We start from the raw sequence: 25,225 nt of genomic DNA on the forward strand, positions 1-25,225 counted from the left end.
AGGCAATAAAACACTAACCATTGTTTTAAGCCTAACATTAATGCCAAGCAATAGGATTAAGAGTATAGTAACCTCATTGCAACTTTAAAGAATCTCGCTGTTATTATGGAATTAACCTCGTCTTCGCAAAATATTCGCCAAATCTTAACTACTGACACACCACTCATCGATGTCAGAGCTCCTATCGAATTTCAACAAGGGTCGATGCCTAATGCGATTAACCTTCCGTTGATGAATGATGATGAACGTGCTGCCGTTGGTACATGCTATAAACAACAAGGTTCTACTAAAGCCGTTGAGTTAGGCCACCAACTTATCAGTGGTGATATTAAAATTGCGCGGATCACAGCGTGGAAAGAAGCCTGCCAACAAAATACCCATGGTTATATTTGCTGTGCGCGTGGTGGAATGCGCTCCCATATCGTGCAATCGTGGCTAAAAGAGGTGGGAATTGAATACCCTCTTATTAACGGTGGATATAAAGCTTTACGACAAACCGCAATTGATGCCATCAATGAACTGGTCCAGCGCCCTATCATTTTAGTGGGCGGCTGTACCGGTAATGGTAAAACCACTTTAGTCCATCAACTCGCGAACGGAATTGATTTAGAAGGTCTCGCACACCACCGCGGCTCTTCTTTTGGCCGTACATTACAACAACAACACTCACAGGCCACATTTGAAAATTATTTAGCGGTCGCTTTATTGAAGAAAGCCCAACACTGTCAGCGTTGGGTACTGGAAGATGAAGGACGTGCCATTGGTGCGAATAGCCTACCTCTTGAACTACGCACACAAATGGAAAAAGCGCCAATCGCTATTATTGAAGACCCCTTTGAACTACGTCTTGAGCGTTTAAAATATGAATATTTTGACCGTATGACGCAAGATTTTTTAGCAACTTTTGGTTTCGAACGAGGTTGGCAGGAATATAGTGACTATCTGCACCATGGCCTATTAGCCATTCGCAAACGTTTAGGCTCACAGCGGACAATTGAATTAACCCATTTACTTGATCTTGCTTTAGCAGACCAAAAAATAACTGGTGATACCCAAACACATTTTTCGTGGTTAATTCCATTGTTGAATGAATACTATGACCCAATGTATTGCTATCAATTAAGTAAAAAGCAGCATCGCATCATTTTCCGTGGTAATTATAAAGAAGTTGAACATTGGCTAACTCATCAACAATGATGCATTTTCTTTCACTGCAAATAGCCTCATCGTATGGGGTCTGAGGCTATTTTATATCGTAATGGCTTGAACATGATCATAAAACCTAGAATGGTGATTTTTTTACTACCAGCTCGCTAACCCCTTGGTAAATCAACCTTGTAGCCAATCCTCCAAGAATTAGCCCGACGCCTTTGCCGACAACTTTATGAACGCGTGAATAAGTTCTACGCACAGAGGTTAAAGAGAATGTTTGGCATAAAATTATCCGCCAAATTAGTGATGCAATAACAATTCCCATCCAAATAACTAACTTAGTCCATAATGGTGTTGATGGGGAAATTGTCGTTGAAAAAATACTCATAAAAAATAAAACGGTTTGTGGGTTTGATAAATCAGAAATCAAACCCCGTCTAAAGTAGACACCTGATGGAAAACTTTCCATAGTATTTTCGGTGGACAGATTGAGTTGTGTTTTGTTATTGAAAACACTCACTGCGTAATAAAGTAAATATAAACCACCCAGAATCTTAATGAGTGAGAATAATGAGCCGAACTCCGCCATTAATGTGACCAAACCAAATAAACCGAGACCTGAATAAATGGCATTGCCTAATACCACGCCATAGCCACAGGTTAACCCCGCTTTTTTACCTGAGCTTAATGTGGTTTGCACCACAATAAACAAATTTGCCCCAGGATTAAAAAAGGTCAGTATAAATAAGAATAGCGTGATGATAATGCTGTGTAATGGATCCATTATTTTTCTTCAAAAATTTAAGGTTAACCATTATAGTCACGGCATAGAGAGTAATTCTGTTTTACTATGCACATTTTCTGAGCTTAAATCAGAAAATGTGCTGGCTTATGATGACGCTAATGATTTTTTACGTTGCAACAACCATTTATCTAATTCATTAGCAAATTGCTGCCTGTCTTTCTGGTTTAAACTTGCAGGCCCACCCGTTTGGATGCCACTGGCTCTCATGGTATCCATAAAATCACGAATATTAAGGCGCTCACGAATGGTAGCTTCGCTATAGCGTTCTCCTCGAGGGTTTAATGCATTTGCGCCCTTTTCTATAACCTCTGCGGCCAATGGGATATCTGCGGTGATCACTAAATCATCTTTTTGGGCTCGCAACACAATTTCATTATCAGCTACATCAAACCCTGCAGGTACCTGTAAGGTTTTTAAAAAAGGTGACGGAGGTACCGTTAAACGCTGGTTTGCAACAAATGTTATTTGCACTTTTTCTCTATCTGCTGCACGGTATAAAACCTCTTTAATTACTTTTGGACATGCATCCGCATCTACCCAAATTATCATTATGATTTCCCAAATAGTGATTATATATAATGAGATATGATACCAGACAACAAAATCACAGGCTTAAGAAAATACATTTTACAATTTCATCACCATTTCATGCCACGTCATTCCACCATGATCGGATTCTGACGGTTTAACATATTGGTAGCCAAAGTGCTTATACAGGTCAATATGGCGTTCTTTGCACATAAGATGAATTGTTTCTTTATTCTTCTCCTTCATGGAATTAATAAATGTTTTCATCAGTAAGGACGAATAACCTTTACCTTGATATTTGGGATGCACGACCACTGACATAATAACGACATTCGGTGCTTTTGGGTCATGTCCAATGAGTTCTTTAAATTCCTCATCAGACATTACAACCTCCCATGCACAACCCGCATTAATAAAACCAACCACTTCTCCAGCTAATTCCATACATAAAAAACCGTCTGGATATTGTTGGATACGCGTGGCTATTTTTTCTCTTGTTGCCGCTTCATCCCCTTCATAGGATTCGACTTCAATCGCATAACAGGAGTCAACATCACCGAGTGTGGCCGCTCGAAATACTGGAGAGTGCATTAGGTTACCTCATTAAATAATTTTTTATGATTTTATCACTACATGGTTTATTTTTTCGTTGTTTTTAATGGCCATTTTCGCATTCAACTGCTACTTTTTGTTGGGTTTTATCGCGTAAGTAACTCAACCATGTTGAAATTAAAACTAAAACACCGCTAGAGATAGCAACGGCGTAACCTGCGTAAGGGCCGTAGGTATCCACCATTTTACCCGTTAACATTGCACCAATTGCAACACCGATATTTAACCCAGCAAGTAACCAGGTCATTCCTTCTGTTAATTTATTTTGCGGAACAATTTTCTCAACTAATGTCATTGCAATGATCATCGTCGGTGCAAAGAACAACCCTGAAATAAACACCACCACAGATAAAGAATAAACCCCTACGACCCACCACATTGGTACAATAGAAAGAAACGTCATTAAGCCGCTGAGGAAGAGTAAGCGTGGCAAAGGTGTGTTAAAGGTTAACCCTCCAAATACGATCCCCATTGCACATGAACCGACTGCATAGGCCGATAACACTAAACTGGCCATCGCCGGTTGCTGTTGTAATTGAGCCAAAGTGACACTCAAGATATCCACACTGCCAACAATTACACCTAAAGCAACCATCAACACAATCAATAACTGCAATCCAACCATTGAAATAATTGATTTATTCGGCATTACAAGATGATCAGATACAACTACTTTAGGTTCAGTGCTGCGTTGTGAAATAAACAATGCCATCCCCACAGCGAGTAGAATCGCTGCAACCAGTAAACCCGCTTGAGGAAATAAAGCAACACTGATCCCGACAGATAACGGTGGGCCAACAATAAAAGTCGCATCATCAAATACGGTTTCTAATGAATACGCCGTTTGTAATACGGGCTGATCTTTATACTGTGCTGTCCACCTTGCCCTTACCATGGCAGACATACTTGGCATTGCTCCCGTTAACAGTGCCCCGATAAATAAGCCGATATCGGGTAATGATAACCACGTAGTGATGATGATAATAAAAACACCGAGTACACTGACAGCAGTTACCACCGGCAAGACGCGAAATTGACCAAATTTATCCACTAAGCGGGAGACTTGCGGAGATAGCAACGCATAAGTTAATACAAAGGTGGCAGAAACAAGCCCTGCCAAGGTATAGCTCCCTTTCAATTGTGCTAACAGGGTAATGATCCCGATCCCCATCATTGGTAACGCTAAACGTGCCAATAACCCTGCTATCACAAAGTGCTGGTTTTCTTTTGCCTGAAATAACTGCTGATAGCGACCTATCATATGAACTCCAAAATGAAATTTAATTATACATACGATGCGTATGTATAATTATGATATAATCATACACATTGAATGTAAATAATTATACGCCATGTATGTAAGAGGTTTTTAATGGCAAGAAGAACACAAGCGCAAATGGCGGAAACACGTGCAAATTTGCTAACTACAGCACGAGAGCACTTTAGCCGACTCGGCTATGCAGAAACTTCAATGGATGAAATTGCAGCAAGCGTTAATCTCACACGCGGTGCCCTTTACCACCACTTTGGCGACAAACAAGGCTTATTTACTGCCGTTGTTGAGCAAATCGACTCACAAATGAACGCACGGTTACAAGGAATTACTCGCCATACTGAAGACTTATGGAACAGTTTCTGTCAACGCTGTCATGCTTACTTAGAAATGGCATTAGAGCCCGAATACCAACAAATTATTTTGCGTGACGCGAAAGCTGTATTAGGCGATTTTTTAGCTAAATCAAACTTACAGTGTACCGAACAGATTGAACGCTTACTTTATGATCTTGCCAAAAAAGACATTATTAAAGATATTGATACCCATGCATTGGCTTTTTTAATTAATGGCGGTCTCGCAGAAGCAGCATATTGGATTTCACAAGGTGATAGTCAACAGCGATTAAAGAAAAGTATCGCTGCCATCGATATCATGTTATCAGGGTTATTACTCACAAAAGGCTAACTTTGCGTGGCCTTTCGCTGGCGCTGATATTTTATCAGTGCAAACAATATACTTGCTGTAAAAAAAACAGGAACTAGTAGTGTTAGTTCTAAATATACAAAGCGATTGAAACTAAATACATCCCCTTTCATGGCTAATTTATAGGCAAATGGTAAGGAAATACATCCTGAAACAATGGCAATCTTGAGTAATGCCATTAACTTTTTAGCATACTCTTGCTGCTGAATTGCAGATTGCCGACGGTAGTACTGCGTGTATTTTATCAACAAGTACAACGCTCCCAATAAAGAGCCAAGGTGTTGCAGTAATTTATAAATAGCAATTTCTTGGCTATCCGTCATGTTAAATACGACAAGCTGCAAAAACTCAGCGTGCCGAACAAAAGCCCCTGACTGATGAGTAAAAGCATCCCAGATAATATGGCTTGCCGCACCGATATAAAAGGAAAGCACGACAATACAAAATTGTCGAAATGAACCTACACTCCTGTTTTTCAAGGGAAATGGCACAGCATAGTGGAGATAAAAAACACTTTTTTGTACAAAAATAGTGATGAGTAAACATAATGGTAAGCCAGTATATAACCAGCCTATCAAGTCATGAGCCGTAGTGGCTGCCGAGTACCACATCATTGAATAAAATAGATCTGGGCTTAGGCTACCTAAAATTAAGGCAGGTAAGCTTAAAAAATGCCCAAATCGACTTTGTTTTATCGGAAAAACGACTGCAGGATGGGAAAAAGTCCAAGGCATGGTAAATTGCTCATTAACGTCATCAATAAGCCACTATCATGATAAATAAAACCCAATAAATATAGGCGAAATATCGGAAATATTTACTGGGATGATAATTACCTAAAGTAAAGCTTGGAAAGTCTGCTTTAATTTGTCTACATCTTGCTGAGTTGTTGACCACGAAGTACAAAAACGAATACAGGTGGTTTCCGGTGTCGGCTTACAAATTAAACTTAACTGGTAGTGCGTTAATAATTTATTCGCCAATGCATTGGGGAAAATAACAAAAACTTGGTTTGATTCTACAGGCGCAAGAAACTGGAAGCCCTTTTCGGTAAAAAATGAAGCTAATTGTGATGCCATCTCATTAAGGTGGCTTCCCAACTTAAAATACAAATCATCATTAAACAGTGGTTCGAACTGAGCAGCGAGTAGCCAACCTTTTGCTTGTAACCCACCTTTTTGCTTAATACTAAAACGGAAATCTGATTGCAATGCAGGGTTTACAATTACTAAGATCTCCCCAGTTAATGCGCCTATTTTCGTTCCACCGATATAAAAAATATCGGTCAATTTCGCGACATCTTCAATGGTTAAATCACTATATTTCGACATTAAACCAGAAGACAAGCGAGCACCATCCATAAATAACAGTAAGTTATGAGCGTCACAAATCTCGCGTAGCGTAACTAGCTCTTGTTTACGGTAAACAGTGCCAATTTCGGTTGAATTACTGATATAAACAAGCTTAGGCTGGACAGTATGTTCATCACCATGCTCAGATAACACTTTAGTAATATGTGCGGGGGTTAATTTACCTGATGGTGAGTCAATGGTAATGACTTTATGGCCTGTCGCTTCAATTGCCCCCGTTTCGTGGACTGCGATATGGCCACTCTCCACGGTGATCACCGCTTGGTGAGGTCGTAATACATGGGAAATCGTTGTCAGGTTAGTAATTGTACCGCCATTAAAGAAATGAACATGAGCACCAGATTGGCCAATTCTTAATCTAATTTGAGCTGCAACCCTGCTACAAACCTCATCAGTGCCATAACCTTTGAAACGTTTCCCTGATAAATCATTTAAAGTCTGCATAACTGCAGGGTGAGCTATTTCATTATAATCATTTAAAAAGCTATACATTCACTTACCTACCAATACCTAGTTATATTAATTTATAACCATCATTTATAGGTGCATCTAATTTATTATTCAATGATATTTTTTCTATATAAATACTAAATTTAACGATTAGTATTATTTAATCTACTGAGATGAAATATTAAGTCATTCATGGTCAATTTAATTGATAAATTGGAATATTGTAAAAGGCAAATTTAAGGTTGAGAACACCTAAACGTCAAGTTATAGCGGTAAGGCCCTAACAACGGGTGTACACCTGATTTAATACGACGTACTCCATGATAATTTAACCGTGACCGACCGCCCCATACCAAGACATCCCCATGTTCTAAATAAACAGCGATTTTAGGCGCATCACGGGTTGCCCCACCAAAATCAAATATTGTGGGTAGCCCTAAAGAAAAAGAAACAATTGGATGAGTGAAATCGGCTTCGTCTTTGTCTTGGTGCAATGACATTGCAGCGCCAACTGCATACCGGTTAATTAAGCAAGCATCAGGGATAAAATGATCGAAGCCAGCGGTACTCGCTGCTGAAGTTGCCAATTGAACAAACGAAATAGGCATAGGTTGCCACGGCTGATTCGTGACAGGGTCACGCTGACTGTAACGATAACCCTTTTTATCTGTCACCCAACCCCAGTCGCCGCAGTTAGTCATTGCTGCCGACATTTGATAACCATTGGGTGTTGCCATATGCCTTAATGGATTAGCAGTAATAACGTTGCTTAATGACTGCAATAATGCATCACTTTGCCCCAGTAAAAAACCTTTGAGTAAAAAAGCCTCTGGTGCAATTTGTACGATATTATCTTCATCAGGAAATAACATATTAGTCACTAGTCACTTTTTTATAATCCAAGTGAATACTCTAATGGATATTAACACAGGAAAAAAGGTTGCTTAGCACAACAAATAAGCAACCATCAAAATACCTTTAACGTTGATAAGCTAAAGTGACTTTTTTTGTTTCCGCTCGTTGGCTCGCCCACACACTGAGTAAAATGACAACCATGCCAATAAATTGCAAGGTGCTAAGTTGTTGATTGAGATAAAACCACCCCAAAATCACTGCACTCACAGGACTTAAAAAACCCAGTGACGCAACTGAGCTTGGGCCTAATATTGCAAGCCCACGGAACCATAAAGCGTAAGTCAATGCTCCCCCAATAAGCGTTAGATACCCCAATCCGATTAAATTTAATGAACTTAACGGTGGCAAAGCCGGCTCAAACACAATGGCAAATGGTAATAACACTAAGCCTCCCGCCGTTAATTGCCATGAAGTAAAGGTTAAAGCACTCACTGGTGGCTGCCAGCGGCGGCTCAAAACCGTCCCTGTTGCCATTGAAAATGCGCCTGCTAACCCTGCAACAATGCCTAGAGGGTCTAAGGCGGCATTCGGTGTTAAAAGTAATATTGCCACCCCGAATACCCCCGCTATTGATGCGATAATGGATACCGCTGATAACCGATTATTTAACAACCAGTAGCTTAGAAATAGTACAATTAATGGCTGTACGGCGCCAACCGTTGCAGCTACACCACCAGGTAAGCGATACGCAGCAATAAACAGTAACCACCAAAATAAAGAAAAATTTAAAACACCTAATATCACCACACGTAACCACCAAATACCCTCGGGAAGTTTTCGCAGCACGAGTATCAATAGTAACCCTGCGGGTAAAGCGCGCAATACCGCCAATGTTAATGGTATCCCTGCGGGTAACATTTCTGTTGTCACTAAGTATGTGCTCCCCCATACAATCGGTGCCAATGCAGTCAATCCTAAAACTGTTATACGACCCATATTTCTACTCTCTTAATTTATCTTGACCTCAAGATATGTGCATTTTACCTTGACGTCAAGGTAAATAACCGCCATTATTTACCTATGGATAGAATAGATAAAATCACTCAACAGTGGGAAAGAGAACGCCCTGACCTCGATATTAGCCCAATGGGATTAATTGGTCGGTTGGGTAATGTCGCGTACCACTTAACTCGGGAAATGGAAAAGGTCTTCGCTCAGTTTGGTCTTAACCGTTCAAGTTTTGATGTGCTTGCAACTTTGCGCCGTGCAGGAGCCCCCTATACGCTAAGCCCAGGGGAAATGCTGTCGACGTTGATGGTCACATCAGGGACGATGACCAACCGAATAGACCAATTAGAGAAAGCGGGGTTAGTCAGCCGCCATACCAACCCGGATGATGGCCGCGGTTTTTTGGTTTCATTAACAACCGAAGGCTTAACGCTAATCAACCAACTTATTGAAGTACATACACAAAACCAAGCTCGCCTCGTTGCTAAATTGTCACCACAAGAGCAACAAGCATTGAATCAGTTATTGCGAACATTCTTAGCGTCATTTGAGCCTAATGAAAAATAACACGCTGTCTTGAGCATAATACGAGGGGGAAATATCTCCCCCTCGTATTATTCATTGAATTGAAAAGGCAATGGCATTTGTAACCTTTCAAAACGGTCACATAAATAAACTAACTGTAATAGTACTTGGGGTTGTAAGTCACTGGAGGTAATCAATGGCTTAAACTGATTAGCCAACCAAAGAGCCCCCAAATCCTCAAGCGTTCTAATGACATACGCGATTTCATTTTGTTGAGTTTGGGATAAACATTGCCTTCCTGTACACGCTTGCGTTTCTAGTACTGAAAGTATCGGCCGAACAAGCTGGCTAGCTAACGTTAATTCAGGCACAAAAGCTTGGCTTTTTTGCTGTTTTTTCGCCATATATTCGATAATTTTATTAAAAAAACCGGAACGTTGCTTCTTACGTGGTGTACTTTCAAAGTCTAAGTAGAACAACTCAATGCTGTGTTCTTTTTTTAACCATAGCGTTTTAGGTACCAACTGAATCGCCTCTTGCGAATGATTTACCTGCACCGTAACAGCACAAATTGGCCATTGCTGTTTTGTAATAAAACGCAATTCTTCAATTTTATGGTCATCACTCCCTTGCCAGTTTAACCGTAAAAATGCTCGGTTTTTTTGTGAGTCAGTCACCGCCCATAAGACACATTGTTCTGTTTCATCCCAATAAAGCGGCTCATAGTCATCAATATGCAATAAAACGGGGGAAAACCTATTGTCTTGTGTGAGTGTTGGCAACTCATTCGCCGCTAACTGCCAATCGGTATAACCAAATTCAGCTTTAATGTTAAGGTAATCATTGGTTATTATCCCTTTTTCCTGACTGCTAACGGCATAGCTTTCACCACTGGCAGATAATTTACCTTCCTCTGATACCCGTGGCGAATGCAATTTAAAGGAGACTTTCATCAAACTCTCGGCGGTATGTTTCCATAGCGCCAGAGTTTGCCAAACATTTTGTCGATTAAACGTTGGGTCAAGGCTATTACTACGACCTTGCGTGCATTGAATGATTTTTTTATTTTGTCGATCCCAAAAACTCAATGTAGCACCAATCGCACCACTTTCAGTTTTCCACCAATTTGCATCGATAGGCAATAAATCAAATTCTATGGGTTGATCGCTATACTGCCGCCTTTGCAACCCTTTGAGTTCAATAAGCTGATGTTCATTTGCTGCTGATAATTGATGCAAATAAGCTGATATTTCAGCTATCAACCTTAAAACTTGCCCTTCATCCATTGTAAAGTGCTTATCAGCTAACCGCCTGACTTGCTGGCTAAGGCGTCTCATATAATTGGCTAAGCGAGGCAACCCTTCCGCACGCGCTGACATATTCAGTAATTGCAACTGGCTAGCACTGCTTTGGCTAATATGCGATAGCCCTTGTCGTAACATATCCTGAATGAATTGTTCGATTGAACTCATCACCATTTTATCATCTTGACTAAGCGCCTGTTGATGAGTTTGACTTGCGGTTAATTCCTCTGGCCAATGCCATTTTTGGCCATGCTGAAGCATTAATTTTGCAATAATAGCGAGATGAACCGCATTTTTTTGTTTTTCGGGTAGTGACGAAATCATACCCTGCAAACCACTACCACGCATATAAATAATTGGCTCATCATATTCTGGTAGAATGATTTTTAACTGGTTCGATTGCGCTTCATAAACTAATTCTTTTTCTTGCCACTCCTGTATAAATCTAAACGCTAAACGCATATCAGGCTTAGAAGCTTGCTTGATTAGGCTTTCTGGTAACAATGCTAATAATTCGCTTAGCACCGTTTCACTGGCTATCGGCTCCGCTGAATCAATTTCTGTGGTTGCATTCGATTGTACCCACAAAACGGCCGCTAAAATGTGTTTACAGCACCCTGTTGCTGGGCAATCACAAGTGGCTTTTTGGATCCCTTGTGCATCTAAAGAAACACGTTGCCCATCACTCGTGAATGTTCCAGCGTCTAAGTCTGTTGGGTTAACTTTTTGGTTTTCAACGTCTTTACGTGCACGTCGAAGTAACCCCACATTCGCAAATACGGCTAATGCATCGTCGTCATACTGTAAGTAACTGTTTTGCCAACTCATTGCATGACCTCTGCTAACCATTGTGCAAAATGTTCCGGTGTTAATGCCGCAACATGCATCCCTCTATCTGCGAGTTTTTGGGCAATGTCTGGATCATAAACGGGCAGTGCCTCATCATCCAACGCCGCTAGACCCAATAACTTCACTTGTTGGCTATGTAGGCGTTGCGTGCAATTGAGTAAATGATTCAGTGAGCCCCCCTCTTCAAAATCACTGATTAAGCTAATCACGGTACGTTTTGGGTTGCGGATTAAACTTTCGCAATATTGCATGGCTTTAGCGATATCCGTTCCGCCCCCCAATTGCACTGTCATTAACACTTCAACAGGATCATGAGCAAGGTGGCTTAAATCAACCACTTGAGTATCAAAAATTACTAAAGATACACGCACTGTCGGTAATGCCGCGAGTATACTCGCGCATACAGCCGCATACATAATAGAACTCGCCATCGAGCCACTCTGGTCCACACACAGGATCACATCCCACGGTAAGTGTTGTTGTTGACGAGAATTAAAATGAGGCGTTTTTATCACTAATCGTTGATTTTGTTTATCATAATTCTTTAAGTTGGCGGCAATAGTTCCTCGCCAATCAAAATTACGGCTGTTTGGTACCAGTGAGCGTCGAAAACGGTTACGCCGCCCTGTTAATGCATGACGAAATTGGTTACGCATTTGACTCAAAATATCATCCACCACTTTGCGTATAATATTTTTGACGGCATCACGGGTTTCTTCGTTCATCTTCCCGCGTAGGCTTAACAACGCTTTTGCGAGAGATTTTGTTGGCTCCATGGCATTTAGCGCTTGTGGGTCCTTTAATAAGCTACTGATCTCATAACGCTCTAATGCTTGGGATTGCATTCGCTCAAAGGTACTATTGGGGAACAATTTACGCGCTTGGTTTAACCAATTAACCGCCGTTAATTGAGAAGCATCTAAGGAACCATGGCGCCCAGCTTCTTGCTTTAAACCTCGGCGTTGGTATTCCCGACGATATAAAAAGTCCAAAGAGCGTTCTATTTTTAACTCTTCAGCACTAAAGGCGGCCTGACCAAGTGCGTTATCGGCATATTGCCCAAGTATTAAACGCCAGCGCTTAGCCAATTGAAGCTGTTCAGGGGTTAATGTGACATTTCTCTGACTCATTATTTGCCTTCCTGAGTGCTAATAAGCCAATTTTGTAACCCTAATTCAGTGAGCTGGCTTTGTAATTGTTGTTCGAGTTGAATCACTTGCATCATTTGTTGTTCATTAAATTCTGTTTGGTGCAGTGTGAGCTCTTTTGCCTCAATCGCTAAGTCTTGTGCCACATATTGTGCCATTTGTGCATTTTGTTTAGGTGTTAGCTGGCTAAACGCAAACCGTAAATCAGGTAAAACCTGAATAAAACGCCCTTCATCCCATTCACTAAGCAACTGATTTAACATATCAATGAGTAATGGTATACGTAAGATCAACTCGGGTGCAGTTCGCATTACACCAATAAAATAGCCAATTGCCATTTCGGGATCACTACCGGTGCTGAACGCGCGTTTAATTTCCTCTATCAAGATGGTTTCATCAATTTTCGCCCCAAGGTAACGCAAAGCATCCACGGCACCTTTTAAAAGAGGCGCATGGTTTAACTGCCCTTCACAGCGGTCTAATTCATGATAAAAATCGATGCTATAATCATGATTTTTATTAATTTCAGGCATAAAAGTGATTAATTCACGGCAAGCAAGTAATGCTGAAAAATGGTGTTCCTGCTGCTGTTCATCCCCTTGTGTAATTTGTGCAAAGCAATAAAACACTTGTTGCAACAGGGTATCTAAACGTGCTTCGATAGCAAAACCATCTTCAATATCAAAGAATTGGCGCCCTCGCCACAGATGAACAAGCTTATGACCACAAGCTATCAAGGATTCAAACTTTGCATCCTGTTGAATATAGCCATCCAACAAAGAAAACAATGCAGGCATCCGTTGATGCAGCCCAATTAATGCAGCCTGCATAAGTAATGCGACCGCACTTTGGCTTGAACGACTAACGCCTTGCTGTTCTAGGTTTCTTTCCATTTCAAACAAACGGTTTAGCGCGATAGTTTTTAATTGTGTTCCTTGTTCCGATAAGGCAATCAATTCCCCTTCAACATTGGGCGTCCACGCGTATTGCCACTCTTCAAACAATAAATCCATTTGGTTACCAGACAAAAAGTTTGGCCCAGACAGATGCTTAGCAAAATGGATATCAAGAAATGCTAATAAATGTAGGAATCGGCTACGCGCACGATGTTGTTGATTACGATAGACATCTAAGCGACTCACCTTACTTAAGGTGTCATCAAGCTTGAAACGAAAACTTTTTGCTATTTCATAAGTTTCAGTGACCAACGGAGGCGTTGCTGTCCCTTTGGGGATTTTCCCGAGTAAAAAGCCAGAGAAACAGGTTTCTATTTCCTGCCAAAGCTCAATTTGGCTTTCATCTAAGCTACCTTTGATAAAAACACTTTGTAACCCATCTAACAGATCATAGCGCCCAGGGCCTGCATGCCCACGAAAGGCGGCAAGACGAATGCTTTGCTCTGCGGCTAGTTTAACCGATAAAAAACCAGGAGCAGCTTCAAATTGCTTTTCACGTAAAACATCCGCAACTTTAGAAAGATAGGCAACACCTAGACGATTTCGATAAGCTTGCGTAGGCTGGTTATCTCCTGTTATCTGCGCTTGGCGTTGTTGTAACAATGACAACCATGATTGTTGGTAAAATGCGGGGGACGGCATTCCTGATGCATAGCCATTTAATGCATCGAGTTTGTCATAGCTATAGCGAATGAACCAAACCTTGTCTTGTTCACCCAGTTTTTGCTGTTGGATAAACGTTTTTTGTTGTGCCGCAGAAAGCTTAAATTGTTGTTTGTGAGCCACTTCCAACCCTTCAAGAAGAGCAAGGGTATGAAAGCCCCCCGTTACCACCACAATTTTAGCCTGTGGATGTTGGGCTTTAATGGTTTGGATATGCGCTTGCATATATTGCTCACGCTGTATAGAACCTTCTGACTCAAGGACTTGGGGTTCATAATCAAGTCGTGCCAATGCACACCATATAAAGCTGTCCATAAAAAATACAGGCCAATCTGCCAGTTGTTCAATCGTTCTTAATTCAAAAATTTGTTCCCATAATTCATCATGGTCACGGCAACCACTTTTCTTCGCAAGCTGGCTAATAAATAAGCTATGTGCTAAGTAACGCTCTTTCTGCAAACTTTGAGATTGCATATCATTAGCTTCGTCTTCATTAACTTGCGCTGTCCATGGTAAGTCAATAAAACGTAGCTGGGCTTGGTATTGCTGACCTATTTGTAAAGCCTGCCATTCTGGGGAATACTCACAGAATGGGAAATAGGCAGAACGAGTGACAGTGTCACTTTTATCATCTGTCTGTGTCGGTTTTAATTCTGTTTGCGCCATAATGGCGACGGGGGGCTGGGTATCATGATGTAATAAGCTCGTCAGTAGCTCATTAAAACTATCGGGTCCCTCGATTAAAACATAGTCAGGTTTGATTTGTTCAATCAAAGACAACGTGCTGTATGCACATGCGGGACTATGATGCCGAATAGGTGCAAAGTAGATACCGGCTGATTCAAGTTGTTGCCTGTCGTGTAATGCATTTTCAATGCGTTCTGGTAAAGGTATAGATAGCAAGCTCACCGCTGATTTCCCTAAGGGTTATTCGCCTTGAATGGCCTTTGCTGATTTAATCATCGTGACAATAAATGGGTAGAACCATAGCGGTTCTACCCTTGTTATGAAAACTTATTGCCAGAATGCCCTCGATGCATCAAAAAAGGCTTTCCAGTCTTGGCTATGTTTTGCCCTTTCTCTCGCGACATTATCAATGTAATAACGCATCCGTTTAATATCATCAGGGTTATCTTTTAAAACCACGCCAATGAGCTGCCGTGCAACTGCTCCTGCATTGAGCGTACCATCGCCTAAGTAATGAGCTTCAAGCGCACATGCATAAGCAATATTAACGGCCTCGGCTGTCGACATAACCGCGTCTGGCGTTTTAATATTGCCCCCATCTTTAGTATTTCCTGAGCGCAATTCTTGAAATGTCGTAACCAACAGTTCGATCACGTTGCTTGGGATCGTCACTTGGCCGTTCAGGTCAGCTAACTCTGTGGCTAATTGCTTATTAATCAGTTCAATTTCAAATGCAGGGTCTTGGATTGGCCGCACGGTTTCAAAATTAAATCGGCGTTTTAGTGCTGATGACATCTCATGAACACCGCGATCACGCAAGTTTGCTGTACCAATTAAATTAAAGCCTTGTTTCGCGCTGATCCGTGCATTGTCTTTCATTTCAGGGATCATCATTTGCTTTTCTGATATCAAGCTAACCAGCACATCTTGTATTTCAGGGGGGCATCGTGTGATCTCTTCAAAACGCACAATTTTACCTTCTTGCATACCTTGGTATAACGGCGAACTAACCAGTGCTTTCTCCGTCGGGCCTTCCGCCAATAACAATGCATAATTCCATGAGTACTTAATGTGATCTTCTGTTGTGCCCGCGGTTCCTTGAATGGTTAAACCTGAATCACCACTAATTGCAGCAGCTAATAATTCAGATAACATGGATTTTGCCGTCCCGGGTTCCCCTACTAGCATTAGTCCTTGCTTACCTAATAACGTCACAATTGCACGGTCAACCAAAGCATCATCACCGAAAAACTTTGCAGAAATATTGAGTGATTCATCACCTAAAATAAATTGCCTAACGGCACGAGGTGAACGCAGCCACCCTTGTGGTTTCGGGTTTTGTTTATCCGCTTCGGTTAAACGTGCCAATTCATCGGCAAAACGAATTTCTGCGCTTTCACGCAGAACATTCCCTTGTGTTGTTTTATTTTTAGTCATTCCAAAATCCTACGTTAAACCCGCTTACCAAGGTGTTTTCTTTTCCCATTCAGGGTCAAAACCTGCACACGCATCCGCAACTTTTAAATAATCCGCATAGCTTTCAGCTAATAAAATAGGCGGGATATCTTTTAACTCGATATAGCTGCGGTTCCATGAGCTTTGTTGTGATTTTTCAAAGCTTAGTGAAAATAAGACGGCTGGGATATTTTCCTCTGGCACATAGCTACCACTAAACTCGATATAGACATAAAAACCTAAACTAGCGAAATGTTTTGCATAATGGGTAAAGCTTCCACCATCTTCCGCTTGCCCACGTTGGTAACCCATTTTCGTCAAGACGCCACGCAAGGTATAGGTGTCGGTTAACCACCCTTTACGGTCTTCAATTTCAGTTAATTTCAGATCCAGATCAGGGACTTTATGTTCCATTTGTGAAAATAAAAATTTCACTTTGTAATCTTTAAAGTGCGTTATCCACGCTTTTCGCTCATCTTCACTGACCAATGCAGCATGGGCTAATTTGATATAAGAATCAGTGGATAACGTGATTTCATCGTCATCTAAATTTAATAAACTGCCATCGTCTGATGGACGAAATACATTTAGAATGTTGTTGTCTTTCGTTTCTATCCAAACTAATTTTTCGATAAGCCCACGCATCACTGGGTGTGCTTGAATATATTCCTGCCAGTCTGCCGTTGTCCAAAGGCGCTCTGCACACATCGCTTCGTACAAACGTGCAGTTTGTAGTTCAATCACTTGCTTGAGCTCTTTTTTACTCGCAGTAAATAGTTTTTTAGATTCTTTAGCTAATTCTTCATTGTCTGTTTTGCGTGCAGCAGGTAATGCTTTGATTTCTTTACCTTCAGGATTAAACAAAACGAGTTTTTGCTGTGCGTCCAGTTTCGCGGTAAACGTGCGGTCACCGTATTCAAGTGCCAAGATACCTGTTTCATCCATTCCGGCTGTCGGTATCGTTCTATCTGCGAGTTCATCTGCGCTCCAACCATTACGTTCAGCAATTTGAGCAACAAGCCCGCGTGCTTTTTCCTGAACTGACGCGGTACGATAACGACGAGAAAGAGACAATAATAGTTGGATAATCAGTGGGTCATTACTCGTTGCAACCGCATCAATCATGGCTTCAATTTGTGCACGGCGCTGGTAGTGATCACGCATATAGTTACGCAATGTGGTCACGGCAAGGTGCCCTTCAATGCCACAGATCAGGGCTAACATTCCTTTATCACTAATAGCGGAACCTAAATAACGGCGCAGAACTTCATTTTTTATCTCATTAAATGTCTGTTCTAAAGTATAGTTTTCATACTGACTATAATATTCAGGCCAGCGTTTCACCCAATCTTGATAATTAGCTAAGCGTTTTGGCGCATCACGTTCTGCTTCCGCCATTGCCATTTCTAATGACGGCCCAGCAATATCTTGGCCGATAAAGCTATTTAAAATAAAACTGCCTAGTTTCTTTTGGCTCTCCACCGAAAGCAAACCAATATAACGTTGTAGCAATCCATTCCCTGCTGGCATTTTTAATTTAACCGCTAGGATCACCCACCAGCGAATAATATCTGCTTCTACGGGTTTATTATTTAGCCAAGTTAATGCCGGCAAAGAATCTAGGTTAAACCATGCCATACTGGCAGGCGCTTTCGCTTTTAGCCCTTTTTGCGCTTCAGCTAATAACACTTTAGGTGCAAGGTAACCAGAAATATCTTCCCCAAATTGTTCCAAAGCGGTTAATAAGGCCGCCCGCACAACTTCCCGTTTTTCTTTCTTTAATAAGGCGTAGAGTGGTTTTAATGAATCTGGATTATTTAAGCGTGCCAGCCATTCAATGGCAGTGACACGAATTTCTTGTTTGCCTGATTCTAACCCTTCTGCTGCATTAAGATGAATATTCGGTAATGTCTCTAGTAGTTTCTGCGCACTCAGACGATGGGTTTTATTTTCCCCTAGTGCCAACTCCATAATACGTGGAATAAATCGCGCAGGAATGGTCGGCAACATTGTAAGCACATCAATTCCACTCGCCGCATCATATTCTTGGTAATAGCGCTGAGTTTCTTGTTGAGGGATTAAACCCAATGCTTCTGCAATAAAATCTGGATGTTGAATGAAAAACGGCCAAACTTGTGCTGGCTGGTTAAAAATGGCTAACCCATTGGCATATGAGCGTAAGCAAAGGTCTGCAATCAACCGTGTTGCGTTTTTAAAATGACATTGTGTTAACGTTTTTTCTAATTGGCGCAATTCTATTTGCCCAAGAATTCTTGGTGGAACTTCCCGAGTAAGATGATAATGGGATAAATGTTCTTCATTTGTTCGGTTATGGCTAATCAGACGTAATGCATGGAATAACGTAAACTCAGGCAAGTTAGTAATACGTTCTTTAAATTTCACCACGCTATATTCATGGTCAGTAATAATTTCTTTACCTGAATTCAGTTTATCAATCACTTTGCAACAAGCTTGCGCATTGAGTTTTTGGAATTCTTTGTAATGGCGTTGCGCCCAATTGTAGCTGTGCTTCTGTTTCTTATTTTCTTCAATTTCATTTTCTGCATTTTCTTTTGCTTTTTGCAGCATTTCATTGAAATTATTAACTAAAATTTCTTTTGCACTTTCAGGCAGTGGTGTATCTTCTAATTCAACGAGTTCAGGTAACTCAGTCTCTTCAACTTGGCTGGCAGTATCCATGACTGAGAATCTCGAAATCGCACTTTCAATACTTTTAAGTACCGTTTTATTGGTTTCAGTTGTTAGTGCAGCTTCTAATATCTCACGGTGTTCCCCTATACGGGCAAATAAATCCGCGGCTTGGGTACGCTGTTTTGGTGTTCCCTCTGTTAGAATTTTTGTTAAATGTTGTGTGACCGATTGCGCAGGTAAAATTGCCATTGTCGGTTCCGCAGCCGCACGTACTGTTTTTAAAGAACTAGTAGCAAAAGCAACTAATATATCTGCGAAAAGCGTATAAAGCTCAACATCTTTCTTCAAAGTGTTGATTAATTGAATTTGCCCAGCAGCGGATAAATGATTGGCTAATGTATGCTTAATAAATGCTTGCTCTGCGATTAAATACGCTTTGAAACCTGGAATGGAAAATAGCCGATTTAAGTTATCATAATGATAATCGGATAAATGATGACGGTCGAAAATAATATATAAAATAGTGTTAGCCGGTTTATCAGTCTCTTTTGCGATGATTTCCGTTAATAGGTCAAAATGCCAATGTTTTCGATGTTCTAACTTAGTATCTCGCGAATTATCATAGGTTTTTGCAAAAGCATCGCCCATTAAATAACTCATCCATGACGGTAATTCAGGTGTTAATACTTTGATATTGATATCTTGGCATGCCGCCGCTAACACTTTAGCAAAACGGGCTATCTGTGATGCAGTAATGCCATCACCCACTTTTGAATATAATTTATGCCTTGCGTTTGCCCCTTGGCGAATTAATTTATTATATTGGCTCGAGTTAAAGTTATTTCCCCCCCACCACCAATCTACGGTGCCAGGTTTATCGAGTAAAATAACCGCTTTTTCGTTATCTAATTGGCTTAGTTGAACCAATACTTCTGGCGATTTTCCATCTAGCACATACTCTAAAACAGTTTTAGGCAATGCTTCATCTAATACTGACAAAGGCAAAAGCGCTTCTTGTAAATATTGTTCTGCAACAGGTGATTCTTTTTTCCCAAAAATTGAAAGAAGATTAAATGTGAACTTCGCCATGTGATATCCCTAAAAGTATTTATATAACAACTTCTTATCATTTTAATGATATCGTCACAATTTGATTATTCTTAATCATTTTTAATTAAGATATATCGCTCAATCTGCCCTGCCAATTTAAATTCTGCCTATAGGAATATCCCAGTAGATTTACTCTTGATAATTAACTTTTGCCCAGTAAATAATTTAATTAACTGTCTTATATCTCTATTTTTCTTTTTATTATGTTGATGGCAATTCTGATAACAGTTTGTTGTTATTTACATCGAATTTATTTCGCGAAGAAAAGCGTTGACTAAACACATAATCTAATATTAGACTAAAAATCCAATCAGGGTATTTTATGCATAATGAGGTAAATATGAGTCAACGGATTGAGTGTGTGAATGCACCGACACTCATTGCCCCCAAAGGGCATTATTCACACTGTGTTACTGCCAATGGTTTGGTTTTTATCTCAGGACAATTACCGGTTGATAAGCTCGGGAATGCGGTGATTGACGTGTCATTCCAAAAGCAAGCCTCGCTTGTGCTTGATAATTTACAAGCATGTTTAGATGCCGTTAACTGTAGTAAAGCACAGTTGGTTCAAGTCCGAGTTTATATCGCAGATATGGAAAATTGGCCGTTATTTAACCAAATTTATGCTAATTGGATGGGTGACCATCGCCCAGCTCGTGCTGTCGCAGGTGTTGCTGAACTGCATTTTGGTGCAGCCTTAGAAATTGAAGCCGTTGCAGTGTCTGCTTAATCACTTACTATTCATTGGGGTTATATCATGTCAGAATTAATATTACCTACTTATCAAGATGTGGAAGCAGCTGCACGACGCATCGCGGGTTTTGCGCATAAAACCCCTGTTCTTACCTCAACAACCGCAAATAAAGAATTTGGGGCCGAACTGTTTTTTAAATGCGAAAACTTCCAGCGTATGGGGGCTTTTAAATTTCGCGGAGCCTTTAATGCGTTGAGTTTGTTGAGTCCCGAGCAGAAAAAAGCAGGTGTTATTGCATTTTCTTCTGGTAACCATGCGCAAGGTATTGCTTTAGCGGCGCAACTTCTACACATTCCGGCCACCATTCTGATGCCCAATGATGCACCTGCCGTTAAAGTTGCAGCTACGCAAGGTTACGGGGCCACCGTTATCCGTTTTGATCGTTATAAAGAAGATAGAGAAGTACTTTGCCAGCAACTCGCAGCCCAACAGGGGTTAACCATTATTCCACCGTATGATCACCCTGATGTCATAGCTGGCCAAGGCACAGCAGCCAAAGAATTGATTGAAGAAGTAGGTGAATTAGATGCCCTATTCGTTTGCTTAGGTGGAGGAGGCTTACTCTCAGGGTGTGCCATTGCAACCAGACAATTATCGCCTAATTGCCAAATTTATGGGGTTGAACCTTTAGCGGGCAATGATGCACAACAATCATTTCGTCGAGGGGAAATTGTACATATAGACACGCCAAAAACTATCGCAGATGGTGCCCAAACCCAACATCTAGGTAACTACACTTTTGCAGTTATCAAAAATAAGGTTGATGATATTTTCACTGTAACCGATGAACAGCTAATTGACCGCATGAAATTTTATGCAGAACGCATGAAAATTATCGTTGAGCCGACAGGTTGCTTGTCCTATGCTGCTGCCCTTGCCCACAAAGAACAGTTCCAAGGTAAGCGAGTGGGGATCATTGTCAGCGGTGGCAATGTTGATATTCGGCACTTTGCACAATTAGTTTCATAAGTAACTCGCTAGTTTTATAAAGAATTAGTTTCACAATGATCACCGCCCTTCATCTATTAGCAACACAAAAAATAGGTTAAAATTAGGGATTAACGCTTGATAGATGAAGGGAAATTGCATGTCAGATCAAAAAAATAATTCATTACTGGCTCAAGTTGAAATTATTGCAAAAGGTCTTAGTGAAACATTCGCCCCTTTTTGTGAAGTTGTTGTACACGACCTTAAAAATCCAGAGCATTCAATCCTGTCGATTCACAATAACTTATCTGGTCGCCAAGTTGGTGAGCCGACTACCGAACTCGGCCATGCAAGAATTGAATCTGCAGATTTTCCGAACATCATAGCCAATTATACCAACCAATTTTCCGATGGGCGTCCAGTAAAAAGTACTTCGATTGGTATTAAAGACGAGTCAGGGAAATATATCGCAGCATTGTGCTTAAATCTGGATATGACGTTATTTAGAAGTATGCAAAGTCTGTTATCTCAATTTATTGATGTAGGAAATAGCCCAATAAAAGAGCATATTGAGCCTAATGGGACCGAAGCGATTCGCATACGTATTGACCAATACGCAGCAGCCTTAGCCGCAACCCCACGCACATTGAAAGCGGATGAAAGAAAAAACTTAATTGAAGTGCTCCGCAATGAAGGCCTGTTAGATGTGAAAAAATCCATGGAAACAGTGGCACAGCACTTAGGGATATCAAGGGCTTCAGTTTATTTGTATGCCAAAAAAGAAAGTTAACGATTGGCTTTTTTTAATATCTGTTTAATGCTGATAGGGAAAAAATCATTCACATCCACGCCAACATTAATGGCTCGGGGCCCTAATACCGCTAAACGCTTAAACTGCTCGGGGTCTTTACCTGAATTATGAACATGTCCATATAAATGAATCGCATCACGGAAGAAACCTTGCCACTCTAGTATTGGGTAATGGAATAACACTAATTTTTGTTTTTGATATTCCAACTCATAATAGCTTTTAACCCATTCAAACAATGATTGATCGAATTCAGGGTCGTCTAAAAATTTATCATGATTGCCGCGGATCAAATATTTTTTCCCTGCTAAACGGCGTAATATTTTATTGGCATCCGCACCGTTACCCTTGTATAAAAAATCACCGAGTATATAAATCTCATCATGATCAGTAACATACGTATTCCAGTTATGAACTAATGTATCATTCATGTGACTAGTGCTTTTAAACGGGCGATCACATAGGTTAATAATGTTCGAATGGCAAAAATGGGTATCTGAAATAAAGTAAATCATATAAAACCTAAAAATATATTAATAATTATTCTACTCAAGCAAACGATTTGCTTGCTAGCTATCATATCTCAATGATTTTTAATTGCTTTACAGAATTGACTGAAAAACAGACTTATATTGCATTGCCATGGTATATTTCAATTATATCATAGGTAATCATTGCCAATTTTTATGGCTCGTAATTGCAACGAAACTACAGCATATAAATAGCACTATTAATGAAGATACCGGAAGAAAAATGACCAAAACCAATTCAGTTCCACTTTTTTATGATTCATTTGGTACACCAGATAATCCCACCATTGTTCTGATCCCTGGCTTAGGTGGCCATAACATTAGTTGGACGTCAGACTTTTGTCAGGAAATTGCAGATGCCGGTTTTTACCTGTTACGTATAGATAATCGAGATGCGGGTTTATCTCATCATATCAATGAGTTCCCACCTATTGATTTAGGGGTATTGATTGAAAAAATGCAAAAAGGTGAACCTTTCGCTATTCCTTATACTTTATTCGATATGGCTGAGGATATTATCCACCTCTTGGATTCATTATCTATCGATAAAGCCCACGTTATCGGTCGTTCCATGGGCGGAATGATAGCACAAATAGTGGCTGCAAAGTTTCCTGAGCGTACACTCTCTCTTTGCGCGATCATGTCATCAACAGGGAACCCAGCACTGCCACAAAGCGCTCCCGATGTTATGCAAATGCTGATGAGCCCAAGTGCTAACCCAAAAGAAGATTTAGAAGGGTATTTATCAGGACAGCTTGCGTTTTATCGCCGGATCAGCTCAACGTTTGGCCCATTTGATGAAAGTTATTACCGTGAATATATACTGCAATCACTCGCACGCAATCATTCACCAGAAGGAACTAAACGCCAAATTGTTGCAGTTGCCGTCACCGGAGATCTGCGACCTTACATTCAGAAAATCAACGTACCAACATTGGTTATTCATGGTTCAATTGATCCGCTCTTTCCTTTAGCTGCTGGAAAAGATATTGCTGAAAATATTCCTAATGCAAAATTGGAGATTATTGACGGTATGGGCCATGAAACGCCACCGATGATTAATCCGCTAATCGCTAAATTGATAATTAATCATTTAAACCAATAGATTAGCGAACAAAGGCTCTAAAAGTGAGCCTTAGTTACCCTTATAACCAACCTTGTTTCTTATGCTGTGCACAAATTGGGCAAGTATGGGTATTTTCTTCCCAAGAAGAAAAAGGTAAATGGCAGGTATTACACTGCGCATCATAATAATGGAAGATTTTCGGCACGTTATTTTTAGCTGTATAGCTTTGTACATGAATAGATTTAGGAAAACAAACAACTTGGCAACTCATACAACCAGTACAACGTTTTTCATCTATCAAAAATTGGTTATTTTCAATTTCTATCGCATGCTCATCACACATCTTGGCACAAGCGCCACAAAGAATGCATTTTTCCGTGTCTAGTTCGACCTTAAACCAGCTATCTTCAGGGTAAAATTGTTTTCTTGCATTTAATCCTGTTTTCACCTGCCCCTTATCTAACGGCTTTGAATCCAATTTTTGACGAAATAGCATCATCCGACGACCGCTATCGACTTGTTCAGGCTGAACAATACGTAATTGCCAAATAGGTTCTTGTAATGTTTTGAGTTTTAAATTTAATGCCGCAATCGTTGGCAACCATTTATCAACCCAGGGTTCAGCGATTTGCATACCACGAATGCCATATTGCCGGTGCCAAACAATCAGTTCGTCCGCATTAGCAATCGGCTCATCATGGTTTACTATCAAAAATTCCCCTTGATAACTACGTTCATGGGGTTTGATATTTTCGATGGCATCGACAGGGCAAGCAAATAAACAATTACCACATTGAAAACATAATTCATTATTAATTTCTGCATCCATATGGCTAAACGATACCGCCCCCACAGGACAACTGGTGGCACAATTATCACAGATGCTATTTTTCAGGCGTTTTCTTACGCACTGACCGTTAATTATGGGTTCAGGAGGCAGATCTAAACTAATAAAACGTCTCATTGCTCTACACTCTCCCGTTACAACAAAAATAACTTATTTAAAAATTGTTATATTTAATAGTTAAATTCT

The 25,225-nt window shown here is 40.5% G+C and carries 22 protein-coding genes; 7 read left to right on the forward strand and 15 right to left on the reverse strand.

Features of this window, described 5'->3' with window-relative positions; genetic code table 11:
- Positions 1–105 precede the first annotated feature (105 nt).
- Positions 106–1,197 carry a tRNA 2-selenouridine(34) synthase MnmH gene (gene mnmH / locus FVA72_RS11035; protein WP_110591732.1) on the forward strand — a complete coding sequence of 364 codons (1,092 nt, stop codon included), beginning with the start codon at positions 106–108 and terminating at the stop codon, positions 1,195–1,197.
- Positions 1,198–1,282: 85 nt separating this feature from the next.
- Here mnmH and FVA72_RS11040 read toward each other — a convergent pair whose 3' ends face one another.
- The 4 genes from FVA72_RS11040 to FVA72_RS11055 form a co-directional block, all read right to left on the reverse strand.
- Entirely contained in the window at positions 1,283–1,936 is a 654-nt protein-coding gene (locus FVA72_RS11040) for a LysE family transporter (protein WP_004254329.1), read from the reverse strand.
- A gap of 105 nt (positions 1,937–2,041) precedes the next feature.
- Positions 2,042–2,506: a YaiI/YqxD family protein gene (locus FVA72_RS11045; protein ID WP_004254330.1), complete on the reverse strand. Its 465-nt coding sequence runs from the start codon at positions 2,504–2,506 to the stop codon at positions 2,042–2,044.
- A gap of 78 nt (positions 2,507–2,584) precedes the next feature.
- Complete coding sequence (locus tag FVA72_RS11050; protein WP_110591730.1) at positions 2,585–3,076, reverse strand: GNAT family N-acetyltransferase; 492 nt, start codon at positions 3,074–3,076, stop codon at positions 2,585–2,587.
- Positions 3,077–3,140: 64 nt separating this feature from the next.
- A complete protein-coding gene (locus tag FVA72_RS11055) occupies positions 3,141–4,358 on the reverse strand; it encodes an MFS transporter (RefSeq protein ID WP_110591729.1) in 1,218 nt (405 codons plus the stop codon).
- A gap of 111 nt (positions 4,359–4,469) precedes the next feature.
- On the opposite strand from FVA72_RS11055, the gene FVA72_RS11060 reads away from it, so the two are divergent.
- Entirely contained in the window at positions 4,470–5,057 is a 588-nt protein-coding gene (locus FVA72_RS11060) for a TetR/AcrR family transcriptional regulator (protein ID WP_137019016.1), read from the forward strand.
- Here the strand turns inward: FVA72_RS11060 and FVA72_RS11065 are convergent.
- From FVA72_RS11065 to FVA72_RS11080, 4 genes are all read right to left on the reverse strand, one after another.
- Positions 5,054–5,809, reverse strand: coding sequence for a DUF4184 family protein (locus FVA72_RS11065; protein WP_004254341.1), 756 nt, complete (start codon positions 5,807–5,809; stop codon positions 5,054–5,056). The genes FVA72_RS11060 and FVA72_RS11065 overlap by 4 nt on opposite strands.
- Before the next feature lie 102 nt (positions 5,810–5,911).
- Complete coding sequence (locus FVA72_RS11070; RefSeq protein ID WP_110591727.1) at positions 5,912–6,937, reverse strand: threonine aldolase family protein; 1,026 nt, start codon at positions 6,935–6,937, stop codon at positions 5,912–5,914.
- 194 nt (positions 6,938–7,131) lie between these two features.
- Positions 7,132–7,767 (reverse strand): DNA oxidative demethylase AlkB, encoded by a 636-nt coding sequence (gene alkB / locus FVA72_RS11075; protein WP_110591726.1) that lies wholly within the window; start codon positions 7,765–7,767, stop codon positions 7,132–7,134.
- A gap of 106 nt (positions 7,768–7,873) precedes the next feature.
- Positions 7,874–8,746 (reverse strand): EamA family transporter, encoded by an 873-nt coding sequence (locus FVA72_RS11080; protein ID WP_110591725.1) that lies wholly within the window; start codon positions 8,744–8,746, stop codon positions 7,874–7,876.
- An 84-nt stretch (positions 8,747–8,830) separates the two neighbouring features.
- On the opposite strand from FVA72_RS11080, the gene FVA72_RS11085 reads away from it, so the two are divergent.
- Positions 8,831–9,325 carry a MarR family winged helix-turn-helix transcriptional regulator gene (locus FVA72_RS11085; protein WP_110591724.1) on the forward strand — a complete coding sequence of 165 codons (495 nt, stop codon included), beginning with the start codon at positions 8,831–8,833 and terminating at the stop codon, positions 9,323–9,325.
- 47 nt (positions 9,326–9,372) lie between these two features.
- Here FVA72_RS11085 and FVA72_RS11090 read toward each other — a convergent pair whose 3' ends face one another.
- The 5 genes from FVA72_RS11090 to FVA72_RS11110 all read right to left on the reverse strand — a co-directional run bounded on the left by FVA72_RS11090 (position 9,373) and on the right by FVA72_RS11110 (position 20,086).
- Complete coding sequence (locus tag FVA72_RS11090; protein WP_137019018.1) at positions 9,373–11,415, reverse strand: SWIM zinc finger family protein; 2,043 nt, start codon at positions 11,413–11,415, stop codon at positions 9,373–9,375.
- Positions 11,412–12,566: a VWA domain-containing protein gene (locus tag FVA72_RS11095; protein ID WP_110591722.1), complete on the reverse strand. Its 1,155-nt coding sequence runs from the start codon at positions 12,564–12,566 to the stop codon at positions 11,412–11,414. Before FVA72_RS11095 ends, FVA72_RS11090 begins: the two co-directional genes overlap by 4 nt.
- Positions 12,566–15,112, reverse strand: coding sequence for a DUF5682 family protein (locus FVA72_RS11100; RefSeq protein ID WP_110591721.1), 2,547 nt, complete (start codon positions 15,110–15,112; stop codon positions 12,566–12,568). The genes FVA72_RS11095 and FVA72_RS11100 overlap by 1 nt, the downstream gene beginning before the upstream one ends.
- 105 nt (positions 15,113–15,217) lie before the next feature.
- The gene (locus FVA72_RS11105) at positions 15,218–16,327 is read right to left on the reverse strand and encodes an ATP-binding protein (RefSeq protein ID WP_110591720.1); all 1,110 of its coding nucleotides are present in this window, start codon (positions 16,325–16,327) and stop codon (positions 15,218–15,220) included.
- 24 nt (positions 16,328–16,351) lie between these two features.
- Positions 16,352–20,086 carry a DUF4132 domain-containing protein gene (locus FVA72_RS11110; protein ID WP_110591719.1) on the reverse strand — a complete coding sequence of 1,245 codons (3,735 nt, stop codon included), beginning with the start codon at positions 20,084–20,086 and terminating at the stop codon, positions 16,352–16,354.
- Positions 20,087–20,447: 361 nt separating this feature from the next.
- Between FVA72_RS11110 and FVA72_RS11115 the strand changes: the two genes are divergently transcribed.
- The 3 genes from FVA72_RS11115 (at position 20,448) to FVA72_RS11125 (ending at position 22,578) form a co-directional block, all read left to right on the forward strand.
- Positions 20,448–20,837: a RidA family protein gene (locus FVA72_RS11115; protein WP_165119723.1), complete on the forward strand. Its 390-nt coding sequence runs from the start codon at positions 20,448–20,450 to the stop codon at positions 20,835–20,837.
- A gap of 27 nt (positions 20,838–20,864) precedes the next feature.
- On the forward strand, positions 20,865–21,830 hold the full coding sequence (locus tag FVA72_RS11120; RefSeq protein WP_110591717.1) for a threo-3-hydroxy-L-aspartate ammonia-lyase: 966 nt from the start codon (positions 20,865–20,867) through the stop codon (positions 21,828–21,830).
- Positions 21,831–21,948: 118 nt separating this feature from the next.
- On the forward strand, positions 21,949–22,578 hold the full coding sequence (locus FVA72_RS11125) for a helix-turn-helix transcriptional regulator (protein ID WP_094960571.1): 630 nt from the start codon (positions 21,949–21,951) through the stop codon (positions 22,576–22,578).
- Here the strand turns inward: FVA72_RS11125 and FVA72_RS11130 are convergent.
- A complete protein-coding gene (locus tag FVA72_RS11130) occupies positions 22,575–23,111 on the reverse strand; it encodes a metallophosphoesterase family protein (protein ID WP_110591716.1) in 537 nt (178 codons plus the stop codon). The two genes, FVA72_RS11125 and FVA72_RS11130, sit on opposite strands and share 4 nt — an antisense overlap.
- Before the next feature lie 238 nt (positions 23,112–23,349).
- On the opposite strand from FVA72_RS11130, the gene FVA72_RS11135 reads away from it, so the two are divergent.
- Complete coding sequence (locus FVA72_RS11135; RefSeq protein ID WP_110592588.1) at positions 23,350–24,231, forward strand: alpha/beta fold hydrolase; 882 nt, start codon at positions 23,350–23,352, stop codon at positions 24,229–24,231.
- A gap of 40 nt (positions 24,232–24,271) precedes the next feature.
- Here the strand turns inward: FVA72_RS11135 and FVA72_RS11140 are convergent, their stop codons facing one another.
- Positions 24,272–25,156 (reverse strand): DUF362 domain-containing protein, encoded by an 885-nt coding sequence (locus FVA72_RS11140; RefSeq protein WP_110591715.1) that lies wholly within the window; start codon positions 25,154–25,156, stop codon positions 24,272–24,274.
- Positions 25,157–25,225: the final 69 nt, after the last annotated feature.

This window comes from Providencia sp. PROV061 (assembly GCF_011045655.1).
GTDB classification, from domain to species: Bacteria; Pseudomonadota; Gammaproteobacteria; order Enterobacterales; family Enterobacteriaceae; genus Providencia; species Providencia hangzhouensis.